General features: G+C 68.0%; 19 protein-coding genes. 14 read left to right on the top strand and 5 right to left on the bottom strand.

Annotation, left to right across the window (positions count from 1 at the left end):
- Positions 1-11: 11 nt before the first annotated feature.
- The 3 genes from ACYVL2_RS01920 to ACYVL2_RS01910 are packed head-to-tail and all read right to left on the bottom strand — an operon-like array spanning position 12 to position 2,949.
- Entirely contained in the window at positions 12-1,226 is a 1,215-nt protein-coding gene (locus ACYVL2_RS01920; RefSeq protein WP_460539637.1) for a hypothetical protein, read from the bottom strand.
- Positions 1,226-1,555 (bottom strand): type VII secretion target, encoded by a 330-nt coding sequence (locus ACYVL2_RS01915; protein ID WP_460539635.1) that lies wholly within the window; start codon positions 1,553-1,555, stop codon positions 1,226-1,228. The genes ACYVL2_RS01920 and ACYVL2_RS01915 overlap by 1 nt, the downstream gene beginning before the upstream one ends.
- A gap of 5 nt (positions 1,556-1,560) precedes the next feature.
- On the bottom strand, positions 1,561-2,949 hold the full coding sequence (locus tag ACYVL2_RS01910) for a hypothetical protein (RefSeq protein WP_460539633.1): 1,389 nt from the start codon (positions 2,947-2,949) through the stop codon (positions 1,561-1,563).
- A gap of 117 nt (positions 2,950-3,066) precedes the next feature.
- On the opposite strand from ACYVL2_RS01910, the gene ACYVL2_RS01905 reads away from it, so the two are divergent.
- The 3 genes from ACYVL2_RS01905 to ACYVL2_RS01895 are packed head-to-tail and all read left to right on the top strand — an operon-like array spanning position 3,067 to position 5,028.
- Positions 3,067-3,804, top strand: coding sequence for a hypothetical protein (locus ACYVL2_RS01905; RefSeq protein ID WP_460539632.1), 738 nt, complete (start codon positions 3,067-3,069; stop codon positions 3,802-3,804).
- The gene (locus ACYVL2_RS01900) at positions 3,804-4,112 is read left to right on the top strand and encodes a hypothetical protein (RefSeq protein ID WP_460539630.1); all 309 of its coding nucleotides are present in this window, start codon (positions 3,804-3,806) and stop codon (positions 4,110-4,112) included. The genes ACYVL2_RS01905 and ACYVL2_RS01900 overlap by 1 nt, the downstream gene beginning before the upstream one ends.
- A gap of 4 nt (positions 4,113-4,116) precedes the next feature.
- Positions 4,117-5,028, top strand: a complete 912-nt coding sequence (locus tag ACYVL2_RS01895; RefSeq protein ID WP_460539628.1) for a hypothetical protein — start codon at positions 4,117-4,119, stop codon at positions 5,026-5,028.
- Here the strand turns inward: ACYVL2_RS01895 and ACYVL2_RS01890 are convergent.
- Positions 5,012-5,347 carry a hypothetical protein gene (locus ACYVL2_RS01890; protein ID WP_460539626.1) on the bottom strand — a complete coding sequence of 112 codons (336 nt, stop codon included), beginning with the start codon at positions 5,345-5,347 and terminating at the stop codon, positions 5,012-5,014. The genes ACYVL2_RS01895 and ACYVL2_RS01890 overlap by 17 nt on opposite strands.
- 199 nt (positions 5,348-5,546) lie before the next feature.
- Here ACYVL2_RS01890 and ACYVL2_RS01885 point away from each other — a divergent pair, with 199 nt between their 5' ends.
- From ACYVL2_RS01885 to ACYVL2_RS01875, 3 genes are all read left to right on the top strand, one after another.
- Complete coding sequence (locus ACYVL2_RS01885; RefSeq protein WP_460539625.1) at positions 5,547-6,929, top strand: hypothetical protein; 1,383 nt, start codon at positions 5,547-5,549, stop codon at positions 6,927-6,929.
- Between the two features lie 68 nt (positions 6,930-6,997).
- Positions 6,998-8,539: a hypothetical protein gene (locus ACYVL2_RS01880; protein WP_460539623.1), complete on the top strand. Its 1,542-nt coding sequence runs from the start codon at positions 6,998-7,000 to the stop codon at positions 8,537-8,539.
- A 14-nt stretch (positions 8,540-8,553) separates the two neighbouring features.
- A complete protein-coding gene (locus ACYVL2_RS01875; protein ID WP_460539621.1) occupies positions 8,554-8,898 on the top strand; it encodes a hypothetical protein in 345 nt (114 codons plus the stop codon).
- Here the strand turns inward: ACYVL2_RS01875 and ACYVL2_RS01870 are convergent.
- Positions 8,889-10,097: a hypothetical protein gene (locus ACYVL2_RS01870; protein ID WP_460539619.1), complete on the bottom strand. Its 1,209-nt coding sequence runs from the start codon at positions 10,095-10,097 to the stop codon at positions 8,889-8,891. The two genes, ACYVL2_RS01875 and ACYVL2_RS01870, sit on opposite strands and share 10 nt — an antisense overlap.
- Positions 10,098-10,369: 272 nt before the next feature.
- On the opposite strand from ACYVL2_RS01870, the gene ACYVL2_RS01865 reads away from it, so the two are divergent.
- The 8 genes from ACYVL2_RS01865 to ACYVL2_RS01830 form a co-directional block, all read left to right on the top strand.
- The gene (locus ACYVL2_RS01865) at positions 10,370-11,041 is read left to right on the top strand and encodes a hypothetical protein (RefSeq protein WP_460539618.1); all 672 of its coding nucleotides are present in this window, start codon (positions 10,370-10,372) and stop codon (positions 11,039-11,041) included.
- 71 nt (positions 11,042-11,112) lie between these two features.
- Complete coding sequence (locus ACYVL2_RS01860; RefSeq protein ID WP_460539616.1) at positions 11,113-11,946, top strand: phosphotransferase; 834 nt, start codon at positions 11,113-11,115, stop codon at positions 11,944-11,946.
- 129 nt (positions 11,947-12,075) lie between these two features.
- Complete coding sequence (locus ACYVL2_RS01855; RefSeq protein ID WP_460539614.1) at positions 12,076-12,846, top strand: transposase family protein; 771 nt, start codon at positions 12,076-12,078, stop codon at positions 12,844-12,846.
- Positions 12,847-12,856: 10 nt separating this feature from the next.
- Positions 12,857-12,988, top strand: a complete 132-nt coding sequence (locus tag ACYVL2_RS01850; RefSeq protein WP_460539612.1) for a hypothetical protein — start codon at positions 12,857-12,859, stop codon at positions 12,986-12,988.
- 205 nt (positions 12,989-13,193) lie between these two features.
- Positions 13,194-13,583, top strand: a complete 390-nt coding sequence (locus ACYVL2_RS01845; RefSeq protein WP_460539610.1) for a hypothetical protein — start codon at positions 13,194-13,196, stop codon at positions 13,581-13,583.
- Between the two features lie 36 nt (positions 13,584-13,619).
- Entirely contained in the window at positions 13,620-14,366 is a 747-nt protein-coding gene (locus ACYVL2_RS01840) for a hypothetical protein (RefSeq protein ID WP_460539608.1), read from the top strand.
- Between the two features lie 6 nt (positions 14,367-14,372).
- Entirely contained in the window at positions 14,373-15,167 is a 795-nt protein-coding gene (locus ACYVL2_RS01835; protein ID WP_460539606.1) for a hypothetical protein, read from the top strand.
- 23 nt (positions 15,168-15,190) lie between these two features.
- Positions 15,191-15,921: hypothetical protein (locus ACYVL2_RS01830; RefSeq protein WP_460539604.1), on the top strand; the 731-nt coding region annotated here is incomplete at its 3' end.

Genomic DNA, 15,921 nt, shown 5'->3' with positions numbered 1-15,921 from the left:
AAATTCAGGGCTCACCTCGTGAACTGCTCGGCGACTCCCGCGCCGAGGTTGATGGCGTTCTTGTTGTTCTTCAAAAAGTCGAGCACGGGCCTGATGTAGGCGATGCCCTCGGCGATCTTCTGGACGACCGTCGCGGCGTCCATGGAGATGCCGAGCACTTTTCTGACCGAGTTCAGCGCCTTGAGGACCAGCTGGGCGACCTTGGCGACGCCTTGGGCGACCATGCTCGCGGCCCAGGCGCCGAACGTCGCGACCGCGGCCGCGGCCTGCGGCAGCAGCCGGGTGAGCATCCACGACACGCCCTTGGCGATCAGGTCCACGATGTCCTGGCGGAGCAGCTTGGCGACGTCGGCCATCTGCAGCAGGATCGCCTCCATGCCCTCGGCGAGGATGCCCAGGCCCCGCACCGAGTTGCCGAGCTCCTCGACGCGGGCACGGGCGCTGTCGCCGTCGTGCCCGACCCAGTCGGCGAGGGCCTCGGCGCCGGTCTGCTGTATGTACTCGCCGACCTCGGGCGCCCCGGCGGCGACCGTGTTCCACATCTTCGCCGAGTCCTTCATCCGCGTCTCGTTGCCCGACACGAGCCCTACCAGGTCCTCCAGCGGCTGGAACGCCTGGATGAGGAAGTCGATGAGGGTGCCGGCGAGCCACTGCACCGGATCGAACTTCGGGTCGGTGATGTGCTCGACGAACGCGTTGTACTCGCTGACCATGCCGCCGACGGCGGCGACGTCGCCGGCCAGTCCGGTGACCAGGCCGGTCCAGCCGTCCCAGTCGGTCAGGCTCTCGATCTTGCGGGCGTTGTTGAAGGTGTTGACGCCGAGATTGACAGGAGCGGCGGCGCTGTGCAGCATGTTCATGCCCGAGACGTTGCTGTGGGAGCGTCCGTTGTAGGCGATGCTGCCGTCGGGGTTCGTGCCGCTCACTCGCGCGTCGGAGCCGACGGTGTCGCCGTCGTATCGCAGATGCACCGGCATGTTGCCGTACATCCCGAATCCCTGGTGCGTGTTCTGGTAGGAGGTGTTGCCGTCGTCGGGGATGAGGGTCGAGCCGGCCTGGTGCAGGGCGCTGGTCTGCTCGTCGAAGCTCGCCTTGCGCGAACCGGATCCGGCGAAGGCGTCGTAGAAGTTCTTCCAGTCCCCGCCCCAGGCGCCGTCCTCTCCGAACGTCGGTTTCTGCGAGGGTGCGTCGTCGTCCCAGCTGAGTTCCGAGTCGTTGCCGGACATCAGAGCGCTCCCTCGTCGATGTCCTGGCCGATCTTCTCGAGCTCGGCGGCGATCTCATCGTCGTTGTCGCGGTGATCGCGCGCGCAGTCGTCCAAGCGGTCGGCCAGGCCTTCGATGGACGCGGCCGCGTCCTCCAACGCGGGGTGGACGGCCATCTCGGCGACCCCGAAGTAGAGGGCCGCGAACGGGATGCCGCCCAGGCCCCACATCCACCAGTCGGGGTCGGCCTCCCGGGCGTACTCGGCGAGGTGCTCGACCTCGGCGGCGGTGCCGCGGATGGTCGATGCGGCGGTTTCGAGTTTGTCGGCGTCGACGTCTATCCAGCTCATCGGTCTCACTGCTCCAGGGGTTTCGAGGTGGTCCAGATGCGGCCGGAGTACTCGCGCAGTGCCAGGCCGTCGCCGCCCATGACCGTCGTGATGCGGGCGTAGGCTTCGATCGTCGTCACCGCGCCGGGCTCCAGTTTGCACTCGTACAGGAGTCTAGCCTTGCCGGGCAAATCGACCTTCGTTCCTTTGTCGAGCCGCTGCGGCGGCCCCGGTACCGCGACCTCAACCAGATATGTGCCCGGCTCCAGCCGGTACTCATTCAGCCCCCAGATCGCCGGCAGTTCGCGGTCGCCGATCGTCACCCGCGGCGGATCGATCCACGGGAGCACCGCCGCGCGTCCGGACTCGGCCGCTCTGGCCTGCTCGAGGCGCTCCCGGTAGTCGGCGTCCCAACCCATCTGGCGGCGCAGCGCCCGCCACTCCGATCGCGTCCACCGGCCGATGCCCTCCAACTCCTCTCCGAGCACTTCGGTCACGGTGGCGTCCGGACGCTCCGGCCGGCCGGGGATCGGCGCGGCCGCGACCGGCACCGTCGGCGGCCGTGTCCGCTCGACGACGACGGGCCGGAAGTCGCCGCCGGCGTCGTGCAGGAACACCGGATGGATCCGCAGGACCGCCCGGCCTCCCGCGTCGGCCGGGGTCTCGTCGCCGGGGTCGACGATCCGCCACGAGACCGCGCCGTCGACCGGCACCGGCTCGTACCGTGCCACCGGCACGCCCCGCAACCGATGCCACCACGACCGCGCCGTCGGCCAGACCGCCAAAGCACCCCATACGGCGACCGCGGCCATCGGTCCGGCCGCCGATGCCGGCCCGGTCGCCAGGAACACGACCGCGAACAACGCCACCGCGAGCGCCGTCGGAGCGACCAGGCTTTGATACGGCTTCACGAACGCGCGCGGCCCCAACGCGAAACACCGGTAGAACCGGTCCATACGCTGAGGGAGGAAGCCGCTGTACCGCGGCTCGGCCACCACCGAGGACAACCGCACCGTCCCGCCGTCGGGGACCTCGACCGGCCAGTACCGGCCCGACGCCATAGCCTGCACCTGCACCAGGTGCCGCCCGGCCGGCACCACGATCCGCCCGCACCCCAGCCCGGTCGCGGCCGGAACGCCGTCGACGAGCACCACCGGGAGGTGGTCGGCGCTCTGGCGCAGCGCATGCTCCCGGCCTTTCGGCGGCAGCGGCTCGCCCGGCGCGGTCTCGGGCTCGGCCGGCTCGGCCGCTCGGCCGATCAGTCTGGAGCGGAAGCGGATCACTCCGCAGCCCGCCGGTGGGTCGATACGGCCGGCGACGACCGGGAACGGCGAATGCGCGTGCGGCGCGAACCGGTGGGCCCTCCGCAGCCGCAGACCCAGGTACCGCAGGCGGCGTTCCAAGTATTCCAGCAAGGCGTCCCCCTGGTCGTCAGGTCGGCGTAGCGCCAGGCTATTGCAGTCGCGCACGCTCCGTCGACGGGGCGAGCCCCGGCTATCGTGGGACCGACTGCAGACCTAGGGAGACTTTGAGTGGACCGCTCCGCAGATCAGACGCTGACGGACCTCGACGGGCACGTGACGATCCGCGTGGCCGCGGACGGCGAGGTCGCCGTCGAAGTGTCCGCGACCGGGTTCCGGCAGCCGCCCGCGGCGCTCGCCCACCTGATCGTCGAGACCGGCGCTCGTCTGCCGAATCCGGCGGACGAAGGACGCGACGCCCTCGAGTCCGGTGCCAAGGCCGTCGCCGACGTGCAGCAGGCCCTGGCCACCGGCGGTTTCGAGGCGTTCAGCGCCATGATGCGCAGCCGCCTCGGCATCGAAGAGCCGGCGACCCCGCCGATCAGATCGTCCGAGCAGGACGCCAGCCTCGCGGCCGCGCTCGGCGCCACCCTGGACAACATGCGCAAGAGCGCCGCGCCGAAACCCGAACCCGAACCGGTCGTCGAGGCCACCGCCGCCACCGACGAAGGCGACCTCGCCGTCACCACCACCTCCGAGCGGGTCATCGCCTCCGTCCACATCGGGCCGACCGCCCGCAACCGCGGCGTCGAAGGCCTCGGCGAGACCCTGACCTCGCTGCTGGCCCAGGCGCGCGCCGACCTCCACGAGCAGTCCCGCGAACACCTCGAGCGGGAACTGCCCGACGAGACCGTCGAGACCATGGAACAGGCCCCGGCCGAAGGCGAGCGGGCCGGTCGCCTCGGCAGCCGCATGATGGACGACGTCGTCCGCGAAACCGAATCGCTCCGACGAAAGGCAGGAAAATAGTGGGCGAGACCCTCTGCGACACCGAGTTCGTCTCCCGGCTGGGCGCCGACATCGAGAACGAGGTCGTCCCCATCCTCGAGGAGGCCACCGCCATCCTGCCCGAACTGCGGGCGGTAGACCGGAGCCTCTATACCTCCGTCACGCTGCCGATGGCCGCCGCCTACACGGCGGCCGTCTCCACCGTGACCGAGTCGATGGCCGGGGCGGCCGAATGCTTCCGCGAGATGCACGGCGCCCTCGAAGACTGCGCGGCCGACTACGAAGCCTGCGACGACGCGGTCGCCACCGCATTCGGCAGCGAAGGGTGAGCCGATGTCCACAGGAGACGAGATATACCAGGCCGGCGAGGCCATGTCCGGGTACTACGAAGGCGTCATCAAAAGCTGCGCCGTCGCGATCGCGCCGCCGGCCCTCACCTTCGGGCTGTCGGTCCAGTCACTGGCCACCAGCATCTACATGAACCAGTGCAACCCCGGCGACATGATCAAGTCCGCCGGTGCCTGGATCAAACTCGCCGAGAAGAACTTCGAGGCCATGGAGTCCCTCGGCGGCCAGACCGACCGGGTAGGCGACGACAACTGGAAAGGCGAGGACGCCGAGGCGTTCAAGGACGCCTCCGACAACATCCAGCAGCAGCTCGGCGAACTGGCCGTCACCGCGTTCCTCATCGGCGCGCAGCTGATCGCGCTGGCGGTCGCCCTCACGATCTACTGGGTGTTCCTGTTCGCCTGCACGGTCACCATGGGCGTGTTCCTCGCGGCCTACGTCGCCGCCTACGCCGGGGTCGTCACCTCCGTGGGCGCCGAGGCGATCCGCACCAGCTGCGTCACGGTCGCCACCGCCTTCTGCTCTACCGTGAAAGCCTTCGAGGCCACCATCAGGTCGATCTCCGCCGGCTGCGCGGCACTGACCGCCGGCCTGTCGGGCATCACCTTCGTGTTCCAGAAGGCCCACGGCAACCCGGTCTCCCCGATGGACATCGCCGGATCGGGCCTGACCAACATGCTGCTCGGCCTCGGCACCTTCGCCGAACGCTCGCTCACCATGACCCCCGGAGGCAGGCACGCCGCGGTCACCGGCGGGACGGCGTTCCGCCACGGCGTCCAGACCCAAGGCGGCTTCGGCGTCGTCGATTCGCTGGCGAGCAACTTCTACGACGGCGACGAGAACGTGCCCGACGTGATGCGCGACCCGACCGGCGACGAGATCAACTGGACCGAGTGACCGGCTGGTAGCGGGCGCGGAACATGACCGTCCAGACCCCGGCCGCGCCGAGCGACAGCGGCAGCGTCCACCACAGGTGGGCGACGAACGAGTAAGGCCAGGCCCACGAGTCCGTGGCCGACTGGACCGGCAGCCACAGCACCAGCGCCACGCCCGCTCCAGCTGCGAAACCGATCGCGCCCAGCGACGCCGAGCGGCGCACCGCCAGATGGTCGACCCCGCGAACGTCCGAGCCCGGTTCGACCACGCCGACCGGGACGCCGGTGCGTCGCCGCGCATTCGGCCGTGCGGCAGCGGCGGCGCGGGGAGAGCGCCTCACGCAGATTGCTCTGCAACGCCAGCACGGTCACCAGCAGGAACAGCAGGTAGAAGGCGACGGCGACCCAGAAGAACGCCTGCGGAGTGGTCTCCGGGTCGAATCCGCGCATCGCCGACATCGCGCCTCCTCAAGGGTCCGCCCCAGCGTAAACGGCCGCGCGCCCCCGGAACGAGCGCGGGTTGCTACCGTGGTCGCCGAGGTGAGAGCCCATGACAGCGAGCAGCTCCGACCGAGCGAGGCGGCGTTGATCCACGGCAGCAGCCCCAGATTCAAGGCCCCGTGGAAGCCCTGGCGCATCACCGGGATCGGCCCTGCACCGGCCGGCGACGGCAGCCTGGACCTGCGCGTCGGACACTGCCGCGGGCCCGCCTCCAAGACCCTCGCCGAATCGATGGAGGCCCTCGACCGGCGCCGCCGCGCCGGCGACCCGCTCGCCACCGGCGGCGACCTCAGATCCAGCCTCGTGCCGGTCGTCCTCGTCGACGGCAGGGCCGTCGCGGCCGGATGGGGACGCATCCGCATCCCGCTCCCGGCCGGGCGGCACCTGGTCGAGGTGCAGAGCCAGCACTCCCGCGCCTGGCGCGCGGTCGACATCCAACCGGGCCGGACCGCCGAGCTCGACTACATCGGGATGCTCGGCGACCGGCACCGCCAGTACGCGAACGGGCCGGTCGGCGGCGCGCTCGCCGGCTACACCGGGTACACGCTCGGCCCGCGAGGCAGGCTCGAATTCTGGCAGTACCTCCCACCCGGAGCTCGCGAGCGCCGCAGCTTCATGGCCGTGCTGCTCGTCGCCGCCGTCTCGGGCCCGGCCACCTGGGCGGCCGTGTCCCTCGGAGCCCCCGCCGCCACCGCGATCCTGGCGTGCGCGGCAATGTGGCTGACGACGCTGGCCGTCTGGGGCGTCCGAGTCCTGTGGACCTGGCGGCGCTACAACCGCTGCCCGCCCGAGCCGCCGCTCGACACCGCCGCGATCGCAGCCGAAGGCCGCCTCGCGCCGCACGTGCTCGACCCGGCCGGCGACGCGCCCGAACCGTCCACAGGCGCGGCGGCCGTCCTCATCGACGCCCGGTTCGTCAAAGCCGACCTCGAATCGGTCCACCTGGCTGCCCAGGTGTCCGGGCTCCGGCTCGACCGCCGAGGACGCCGACGCCTGGACGCGATCGGAGAGATCACGCCGATCCGCCACCGCGTCGCCGTCCCGCCACCGAAAATCGAACTCGACGGCCGGCTCCTGGCCGCCACCTGGACCCGCATGTGGATCGAAGTCCCGCCGGGCCGGCACCGCCTCAGCGTCACCACACCCCGGGCGCTCCTGCCGGTCGTTCACGGCCAAGCGCCGCCCGAGACCGCGACCGTCGAGATCGACCTGCCCGAAGGCCGCACCACCCGAATCGACCTGGCCGTCGAGGTGACCGCCGCACAGAACCCGGACGAAGCCCGCCTCTACGAATGGCGCTGCCGGATCGAACGGTTCGAGGCCGCCGAAGCGCCGCCGCCGCGAATCGCACCGCGAGCCGACGTGCGAGGAGGACTGCGGCGATCGGCGACCGGACGCTGGTGGGAGCGACTCGGCGAATGAGGCGCCCCTTGACGCGCATTGCTACCTTGGAGCCGAAGCCCTCCGTCGTCGCCGAGGTGAACCCGTAGATGAGTGACAGCCAGTTCCAGCCGGCCGAATACCAGGGACTCGAGCCCGCCACCGCCTCCGCCCCGGCACCGGCCTTCGGCGACGTGCAGACCCAACCCGACCAAATCCAGACGCAGCCGGACGGCCCGATCGACACCCTCCCCGTGCCGATCCGCCCGCCGTGCTCCAACGGCGACTGCGGCAACCTGACCGAACACCCGTCCGAACTCGACTGGCAGCGGCTCATGTCCGCCGTCCCGGTCGAAGACCAGCTCTACCGACTGCGGCCCCGCGTCGAAGGCATGTCGTACCCGACCGAAGCGGACTTCCGCGCCGCCGTCGCCGCCGTCCGGCCCGAACACGCCGACGAGCACTCCCTGGCACGGCTGCGCACCGGCTGGAACGACGAGGTCGCCGACAAGCTCGGCGACTGGTCCGAGCGGATCAAATCAAACCTCACCGACCTGTCCGAAGGCTGGTCGGGCACCGACTTCGAGGCCTTCGAGCAGGTCTGCGCCGAAACCCGTGAACTGGTCGACGACATCCTCGACGACATCGACACCACCGTCGCCGGACTCCAGTCCACCGAAGAATCCATCTACACGCTGCAGGGCGGCGACTCCGGCGAGATTCCCTACCCGGCGCCGCAGTTCTGGATCGAAGGCGAATGGCACAGCTGGGTGTCGGTCCACATCCGCCCCGCGTGGTGGCACGGCGACTGCATCTCCTACACCTGCCAGGACGCCGAGCACGTCCTCGCGCTGGCGGGAGCCGACCCGGAGCTGGCCACCGAGATCATCGACTACATCGACGAACGCGTCGAGCACTACATCGAGTACTACGAGAGCCCGGTCAACATCGAACGAGACGGTCTCGACCCCAAGGGCATCACCGTCGACGAGGCCAAAGAGCTGGCCGTGGCCGACGCGAACGAGCATTACGGGAGCGTGGTCGAGCAGAACCGGCGGGAATACGACGCCCGCCACGAGCACGTCGACGAGGAGATCGGCCAGCGCAGCGCCGACAACGAATCCGAGCAGCAGTCGATGCGGACGACCTCGAGCGACAAGCCGTACCCGGCGGTGGCCGACGAGTCGCACATGGACCTCGAACCGCCGACGATGGAGCAGCCGGCCGGTACCGCGTCGCCTGAATCGACGCAGGACCCGTCGCTCGAACCGCCCTCGGGCCGGGTCCCCGGCGAGGACGAGCCGTGGAAGGACTCAGGCGATGACGGTGGCGAGAGCGGCGGACTGGCGTCCGGAGGCCCTGGCGGCATCGCAAGCGGCTCGGTCGCGTCGGCGCCATCGGGTGCTGGATCGACGACCGGGGCCGCACCGACCGGCTCCGTCTCCGGCGGCGCGACAGCCGGTGGAGCGGCAGGAGGAGCGGCGGCGGCCGCCGGCTCGGGCGGCCGAGGCATGACCGGGATGATGGGCGGCGCCGGCGCCGGCGGCCGCGGCATGCCGGCCGACGACCAGGAACGGGACCCCGACGTCGACCTGGTCGAGGACGAGAACATGTGGGGCTTCGTCAACGAAGACGAAGACCCCTACGCCTAGAGGAGATTCGCGAGATGGTCACGCAGCGCACCCGCACGTTCGATCCGGCCGCTCTCGAGCGCTACCAGGGATTCCTGGCCGAGCTGCTGGACGAGCTGGAGAACGAGATCATCCCCTCGCTGCGCGACGGGACCCTCAGGAAGGCCCCGGCATTCGGCTCGACGCCGGGGGCGTACCAGAACGCGGCCGAGCAGTACGCGCAGTTCCACGCCACGACGTGGCGGAACCTCCAGTACCTTCGGGGGACGCTGCACGGCATGATCGCCGGACTCCAGACGGCGATCGAGAACGGCGGCAAGGTCGACGACTGGGTGGCCTCGCAGATGTCCCGGCTGCCCGAGGGCGACGTCTACGCCTGAGGGCCGGGATGCTCCGGCCACATCCGCGACGGAAGCCAGTCGTCGTGACGCCGGTCGAACGCGCCGACCAGCGTGATCCTGTGGGAGACCTGCGGCGGCAGGCTTGAGACCGTACCGCCCGCGGCGATCCGGAACACCCGGACCGGCACGTGCACGACGCTCAATCCCTGTACGACCAAGGCGAACCGGTGGTGCGCCGTCTCCCCGAAGCGGTCGGGGCCGTATTGGACCCGGAACGAGTGCCGGCCTTCGTCTAGCGGATAGAACCAGGTCGACCAGTCGCAGGGCGCCTCGACGTCGTCGATCCACAGCCGCACCGGACCGGCATGGGCCAGCGGCAACTCCTCGTCCTCGCCGGTGTAGGCGACCGAACCGTCGTCGCGTCGCTCCACTCGATAGAGGAACAGATCGAATACCAGCGCCGCACCGGTCGATCCGCTGTCCAACCGCCGCAGGTAATAAGGAGAAGCGAACGCGAGCGCATTCGTCCGGCGCCGCTCCACTCCGATCCGTGAAGCCTCCACCCGCCGTTGCACCCGCTGCGCCGTCCGCACCCCCATGACCACCCCGGTCATCAGCCCGACCGCCGCCAGCAGTACCGCGGTGGCGGCCATGATCTCCGCGGTCTGGCTCCCGGTGAGCGCCGCCCAGACGGCACCGACGATCACCGTCACGAGGCCGACCACGGTGACCAGGCAACCGAGGCTCGCGCTCCGGGCCGCGTCCCGGGTCACGGTCGGCAGGAAGTCCGAGGCGCCGCTGACCTGGTACAAGCGGGTGTGGAACCCCGGCTGGTGCCTGACGGCGACCCCGTGGGCGCTGGTGAACCGCGCCCGCTCGCCGGGATCGATCGTGAACTCCGCGCTCGAAGCATCGGCGCCCTGCACTTCTACCCGGTGTCCTCCGGGCTGCAACTCGACCTGATACCGTCCGTCGCCGGCCCCGACGACGTCCCCGTCGACGAGCAGCACACCGGTCCCGTTCGCGGACGCGTTCGTGCACACGAAGACGTCCAGGACTCCCAGCCCGGCACCGGGTTCGGCATCGGCGGTGTCGCCGCCGCGAAACGCCGCGACGCCGTCGAACCGAACCAGGCCCGGATGATCGCCGCGGAATGAACGTCTTCGAGCATCCCGATACGCCGCCCGAGGCTCCGGGTCCACCTCCCCGACGTCCCCGAACCCGCGGCCCGCGTCCATTCCCGACATGCCCACCTCAGTGCCAGCTGTTCGACCGAATTGCCCGAACCTGTATTCAACCACCGCACGGCGTTCCTTGCACCGCGTTGAGTTTCCCGATGCCGGCACCCGAAATCCCTGAGTACCGCACCGAAAGCAGCATGTTGCTAACCTGATTGCCGAAATCAGGAAGTAACCCTCAAACCGGCAGTGCCGGAGCTGATCCCTCCTGGAAGCCGATACACCGTGCGTTCGTTCCGATGCCGGTGTCCAGGCGAGTGGCCCGCGGAGGCGTGGATCGGCTGAGCGCTCGGCCGGATACCAGAAAGGCAGTGAGTGTGCAGGTTGCAGGCGACCGCTGGAAGCGGACCGCGATCGGAGTCGTCGGCTTGGTGTTGTTCGCCTCGGCGTGTTCGGGCGGTTCGGGCAACTCCATGGTGAGTGAAGGGGAACAGGTCGATTCGACCACCTCGCTGATGCAGGGTTGGACCGACGTGTGCGAGGTGTTCGATCCGGACGCGCTCACGGACCAGCTGCACATCGCCCGCTACAAAGAAGGGCCGAACCATCTTGGCCAGTGGGAGGGCAACTTCCCCGGCGCACTGAAGTGCAACTTCAGCTTCGACTTCCCCGAGTACCCCGAAGCCGAGCACTATTCCGGGGATCGAGGCGGCTGGGTCTACATGGTGCTGGCGCCGTACAGCGATGCCGAAGAGGCCGCCGACGCATACCAGGCCACCTACGAGGACGTTGCTCAGCAGCTCCGCGAACGTCAGGAAAAGGAGCAAGTCGTCGACCGGGCTGTATACGGAGACTGGGATCGTTGTTCGATCTTCGCCTCGGTCGGCACTGGGAACAACATCAGGGCGATGTACCTCAAGGACTCCTACTTCGTGTACATCGATGTCGGATACAACCCCGACCCCGGTGTTCAGGAGGCATTGAGGTCGTTTCAACTTGAGTGAATTTGCTTGCTGTGCACTACGTTTGATGGCGATCGTGCTGCCTCCCAGTGGCGGACAGGAAGGTAGCCCCGATGGGTGCGCGGATGCTGAGACTCGGAGGCTCGATAACCTGCTTGGGTAACAGCGCAGAGAAGGCCATCGGGTGCGGTCTTTGCCGCGTTCGGCAGCGGCCTGAGAAGCTCGATGGCGGCCGGGGGTTGACATGGCGAGCTGGGCCGGTGGTGGTGCGCCCGACCGCGGGTGGGGACGGGGCAAACTGGCGAGCAGGTGTGCTCGAACGTCTTGTACACACGGCGGAGTTCCGGACGCCGCGTCCCATCAGAGCCGTATCTGGCCAGTGGGTCGTAGATGGTTGGGAAGCCTTGCAGTGGGTGCCCGGCGCTGCGGACGAGTCACGCCTCCTGGACGTCGTCAGGGCAGGGACCGCATTCCATCACGCGATCTCGGCCCTATCTCGCCCGGCGTTCATCGACGCTGACGACGACCCGTGGGCTCGCGCTGACCGCGTCGCTTGGCAAGAGGAGTCCCTGCCTGCTGATGTGATGCTCGAACGCCTTGCGGCAGCATTTCGACCGGTGGAGTCGCCATCGCAGCTCATCCATGGTGACCTGCTCGGCAATGTCCTCTTCGCCGAAGGGGAGCCGCCGACGATCATCGACTGGGCCGTGTATTGGCGACCGGCCGGTCTCGGTGCCGCAATCGCCGCAGTGGATGCCGTGTGCTGGCATGGCGCCTCGATGGAGCTGCTGCAGGTGGCAGGGCGGAACATCGAGGAGTGGAATCAGCTGCTGGTGCGCGCCTTGGCCTTCCGCATGGTCACGCTCCACCTGCGTAACGCGTGGGACGCGTCGCTGGCGGATCGCCATGCGCCGGTCGTGGACGCGATTCTCAATCTCGTTCAGTAACGACGATGCCTGCCCGGCGCGATCGGTTGGAACGCGACGGGTTCAACACTCCAGCGGGTTAAGGGAGTGAAGAAGCTCCTGGTAGAACGGCGAATGCTACATCTGCCAATCGAGATTCCAGGAGCTCCCTTGCTTTTCTACCCCGCCGCGCTGCCCTTGTCGACCGCAACCCTGACTCGCGTGGCCGGACTCATCCGGGGTCACCGCCGGCACATCGGCTCTCGATGGCGGACCCTGGACCCCGGTCAGCAAGCCCTGCTTACCCTCGCCCACCTCCACAAAGGCGAGCGGCTGGCCGACCTCGCCGCCGGATTCGGCATCTCGGCCGCCACCGCATGTCGCCGCATCCGCGAGACCATCGGCCTCCTCGCTGCCCGCGCCCCGGGGCTGCAAACGGCCCTGCGCCAAGTCCGGCGGGCCGGAGCGACCTTCGTCATCCTCGACGGCACCCTGATCCGCATCCGCCGCAACCGGGTCGACCAACCATTCTACTCGGGCAAACGCCGACACCACGGCATGAACCTACAGGCGGTGACCGATGAGCGCGGCGAGTTGCTGTGGATCTCGGGCGCGATCCCCGGCTCGATCCACGACACCGCCGCCAGAATCTGGCAGATCCCGCGCCTGCTGCGCGAGGCCGACCTGTTCGCCTTGGGTGACAAGGACTACCGCGGGCTCGACGACGGCTTGGTCATCACGCCGTTCTGGGGCAAGGGCAAACCCGAATGGCAGAAGGAGGCGAACCGCCTCCACGCCCGACTCCGAGCGCCCGGCGAGCGGGCATTCGCGCAGCTCAAGAAATGGTCAATCTTCGACCTGCTCCGCTGCGCCCCGGACCGAACCACCGAGATCGCCAAAGCCGTCCAGGTCCTCAACGACTACGAAACCCAGTCAGGATGAAACGAACTCATTGGCGTTCAAGAACAGGGAGCCCTTCGAGAACCCGGTCTACGAGTTCACCCCACCCGAGATCGCCGACTGGCTCGAGTCGGAGTACCTGCCGAACTTGAACGAGACCATCATCAACAGGCTCCAGGAGTAAATCGCGGGAGGGCCCTCACGTCGTGAACGGGCATCGCCGCACCGCTCCATGGGCACCCTCGACTCCGATCGTTTGAGTGCACGACCAGCGAGTCTGCCCCTCCCCGAGGTGGATCCTTCGGGAACGTGCGGTTTGCGGAGCCCTGCTAATCTGAAGCTGAAATCGCTACGAAGACCCCGAACCCGCATCCCCGGAGGAGCCACCGATGGCCCAGCGCGAGTTTGACCCGGACGAGGCAAACCACTACAAAGCGGTGCTCGAAGCCGAACTCGAATACATCGAAGGCGAGATCATCCCCTTGATGAAGGAGGGTGTGCTCAGCTACGCACCCGCCTTCGGTCTCACCGACGAAGCGGGGAAGGCCGGGGAATACGAGCAGGACTTCAACAACATCTGGATGGACATTCAGAACTTGAAGGCGACGCTCAAGGGAATGATCGACGTCGTCGAGCAGGCGCTCGAGGGTCACGAACTGACAGAAGAGGCGAACGTCGCCGAGCTCAACGTCTACGACCTCCAGGGAATCCACTCAACGTCGGAGGGGGATTCCGAACCTCCGGACTACACCAGCCTCGGAGGGAATCAGCCCGTCTAGGGCTCGTCCGTTCCGAGATCCCTTATCAGAAAGGCAGTGAGCGTGCAGATCATAGGCAATCGCCGACAGCTGACCGCAGTCGGAATCGTCGGCTTGGCCCTATTCGCATCGGCGTGTTCCGGTGGTTCCGAGGGCCCCGAGGGTCCGGCGGCCAACGAGAACGAGGTCGATTCCACCACCTCTCAGATCCAGGGCTGGACCGACGTGTGCGAAGTGTTCAATCCCGACGCGCTCTCCGAGCAACTGGACATTGCCGAATACTCCGAGGGTCCCAACCATATTGGAATGAACGAAGGCAACTTCCCCGGCGCACTGAAGTGTAACTTCAGTTTCGATTTCCCTGAATATCCTGGTGCTGAACACTATGGAAGCGACCGCGGCGGCTGGGTCTACATGGTGCTGGCTCCATACGCCAGTGCCGAAGAGGCGGCGGACGCCTACCAGACCACCTATGACGACGTGGCCCAGCAGCTCCACCAGCGACCTGAAATGGAGCAGGTTGTCGATCGGGAGATCTCGGGAGAATGGGATGAGGGAGCTGTCCTAGCGTCCGTCGGAACGGGTAACACGACCAGGGCGATGTATCTCAAGGACTCTTACTTCGTCTACATCGATATCGGGTACAACCCCGACCCGGGAGTGGAAGAGGCGCTCTCGCTCAAGAGCATGGAGACCTTTGAGAGCCCTGTCTACGAGTTCACCCCGCCTGAGCTCGCCGACTGGTTCGAGTCGGACTACCTGCCCAATCTGAATGAAACTATCTCCAGCAAGCTCGAGGAGTGACCGACAATGACCGGCGGTACGCCCGGAGAAGACATCGACCAGCATGATGGTCTGGAGAACTTCCAAGCCGACTTCTATGGCGGCTCCCAGCGGCAGTGCAGCAAGGACGGTTGCACACTTGGACGTACTCAGGCGGAGGAGGCCTATGAGGCCCTCATGTCCGGACTCCCCGACCCGGGCGTCTCGTTCACACTGCCGCACGACGCGAACCCCTATGTGACGCCCACTCAGGCGACCTTCGACATGGTCATGGATGCGATCAGGCCGCCGGACGAGCACGCGATCCAACCGATTGCCGATATGTGGGACCGGTTGGGCGGCACGCACTTGAGGCTCATCGAGGACGATCTTCGAAGCGCCACTACGACACTGGCGAACAGCTGGGTCGGGGATGACTTCGATGGCCTCGAAGACAACATGAACACCACTCTCACGAATCTGGGCCGCACTCGGGAGAAAATCAGCAAGCTTCACGAGGAACTCAACGAGGCCGCTTCGAACCTTCGGACCCACCAGGCACTCGAAACCGGAGAGACGCCGTTCCCACCCGCCGGTTTCAACCTCGTGAACCAGGAGTCGGGATGCTGTGACGACTACAAGCTGCACGTCCGGCCGCCGTGGCACTCGGGAGACTGCGAAGTCTTCGAAGGCGGCGACGCGATCGCGGAAGTGCTCGTGTCCGAAGGCGCCTCCTTTGCACAGGAAGAGCGCGAATGGATCGAGTCCAACGCACAGAATCTGGTCCAGAACGGCGGCTACGTCTCCGACGGGAGCGAAAACACTCAGGTCTACGGCCCCTGACGAGACCGGGAAGGTAACACGATATGCCAACTTACGAGCCAGGTGAGCTGACTCTCGACGAGGCGCGCGCGATCTATCGCAGGAAGTCGCAGGATCGCATCGCCGGGGCCAGCGAAGAGACGATGCAGGAGTACAACGAGGAGGCCCAGGCGCAGGTCGACGATATCGTCAACCGGCGGCAGAACGCCAAGACCGACGCGGGCCGCCTCAATTTCGGCAATGAGGCGGAGAATCCGGCGCCCATCGCCGACGGGGAGCAGGTCGATCCCTCCCCGGGCGTCACCGGCGCCCCGAAACCCAATATGCCCTCCACCGGAGGCATGGGCGGTTTTAACAGCACCCCGGGCGGTTCGCCCAACCTCTCCGACTATGAACCTGGAGCCGGCGGTTTCGGGTCCGGTGCCGGCGCCGGCGGAACCGGTTCCGGCCTCGGCGATTACAGCTCCGGAAGCAATCTCGGCCTTGACGATGAGAACCCGTGGGAGTCGGCCGGCGGCTACGACCCCGATGACGTCTCCGGTGGCCTGGCCGGCCTCGGTGGCGGCGGTGGGCTCGGCGGAGGCCCTGGGGGCGGCCCCGGCCTCGGCGGTGGCGGTGGCATCGGCGGTGGAGCCGGGGCCGGTGTCGGCGGCGGTGCCGGTGCCGGTGTCGGGACCGGCGGCATGATGGGCGGCGGCGCCATGGGCGGCGGCCGCGGTGCCGGTGCGGGCGCGGGTGGTCGTGGCGCCGGAGGCGGCGGTCGCGGAGCCGGTGC

Source organism: Glycomyces halotolerans (assembly GCF_054779575.1).
This window is presented reverse-complemented; position numbering and strand designations above follow the sequence as displayed.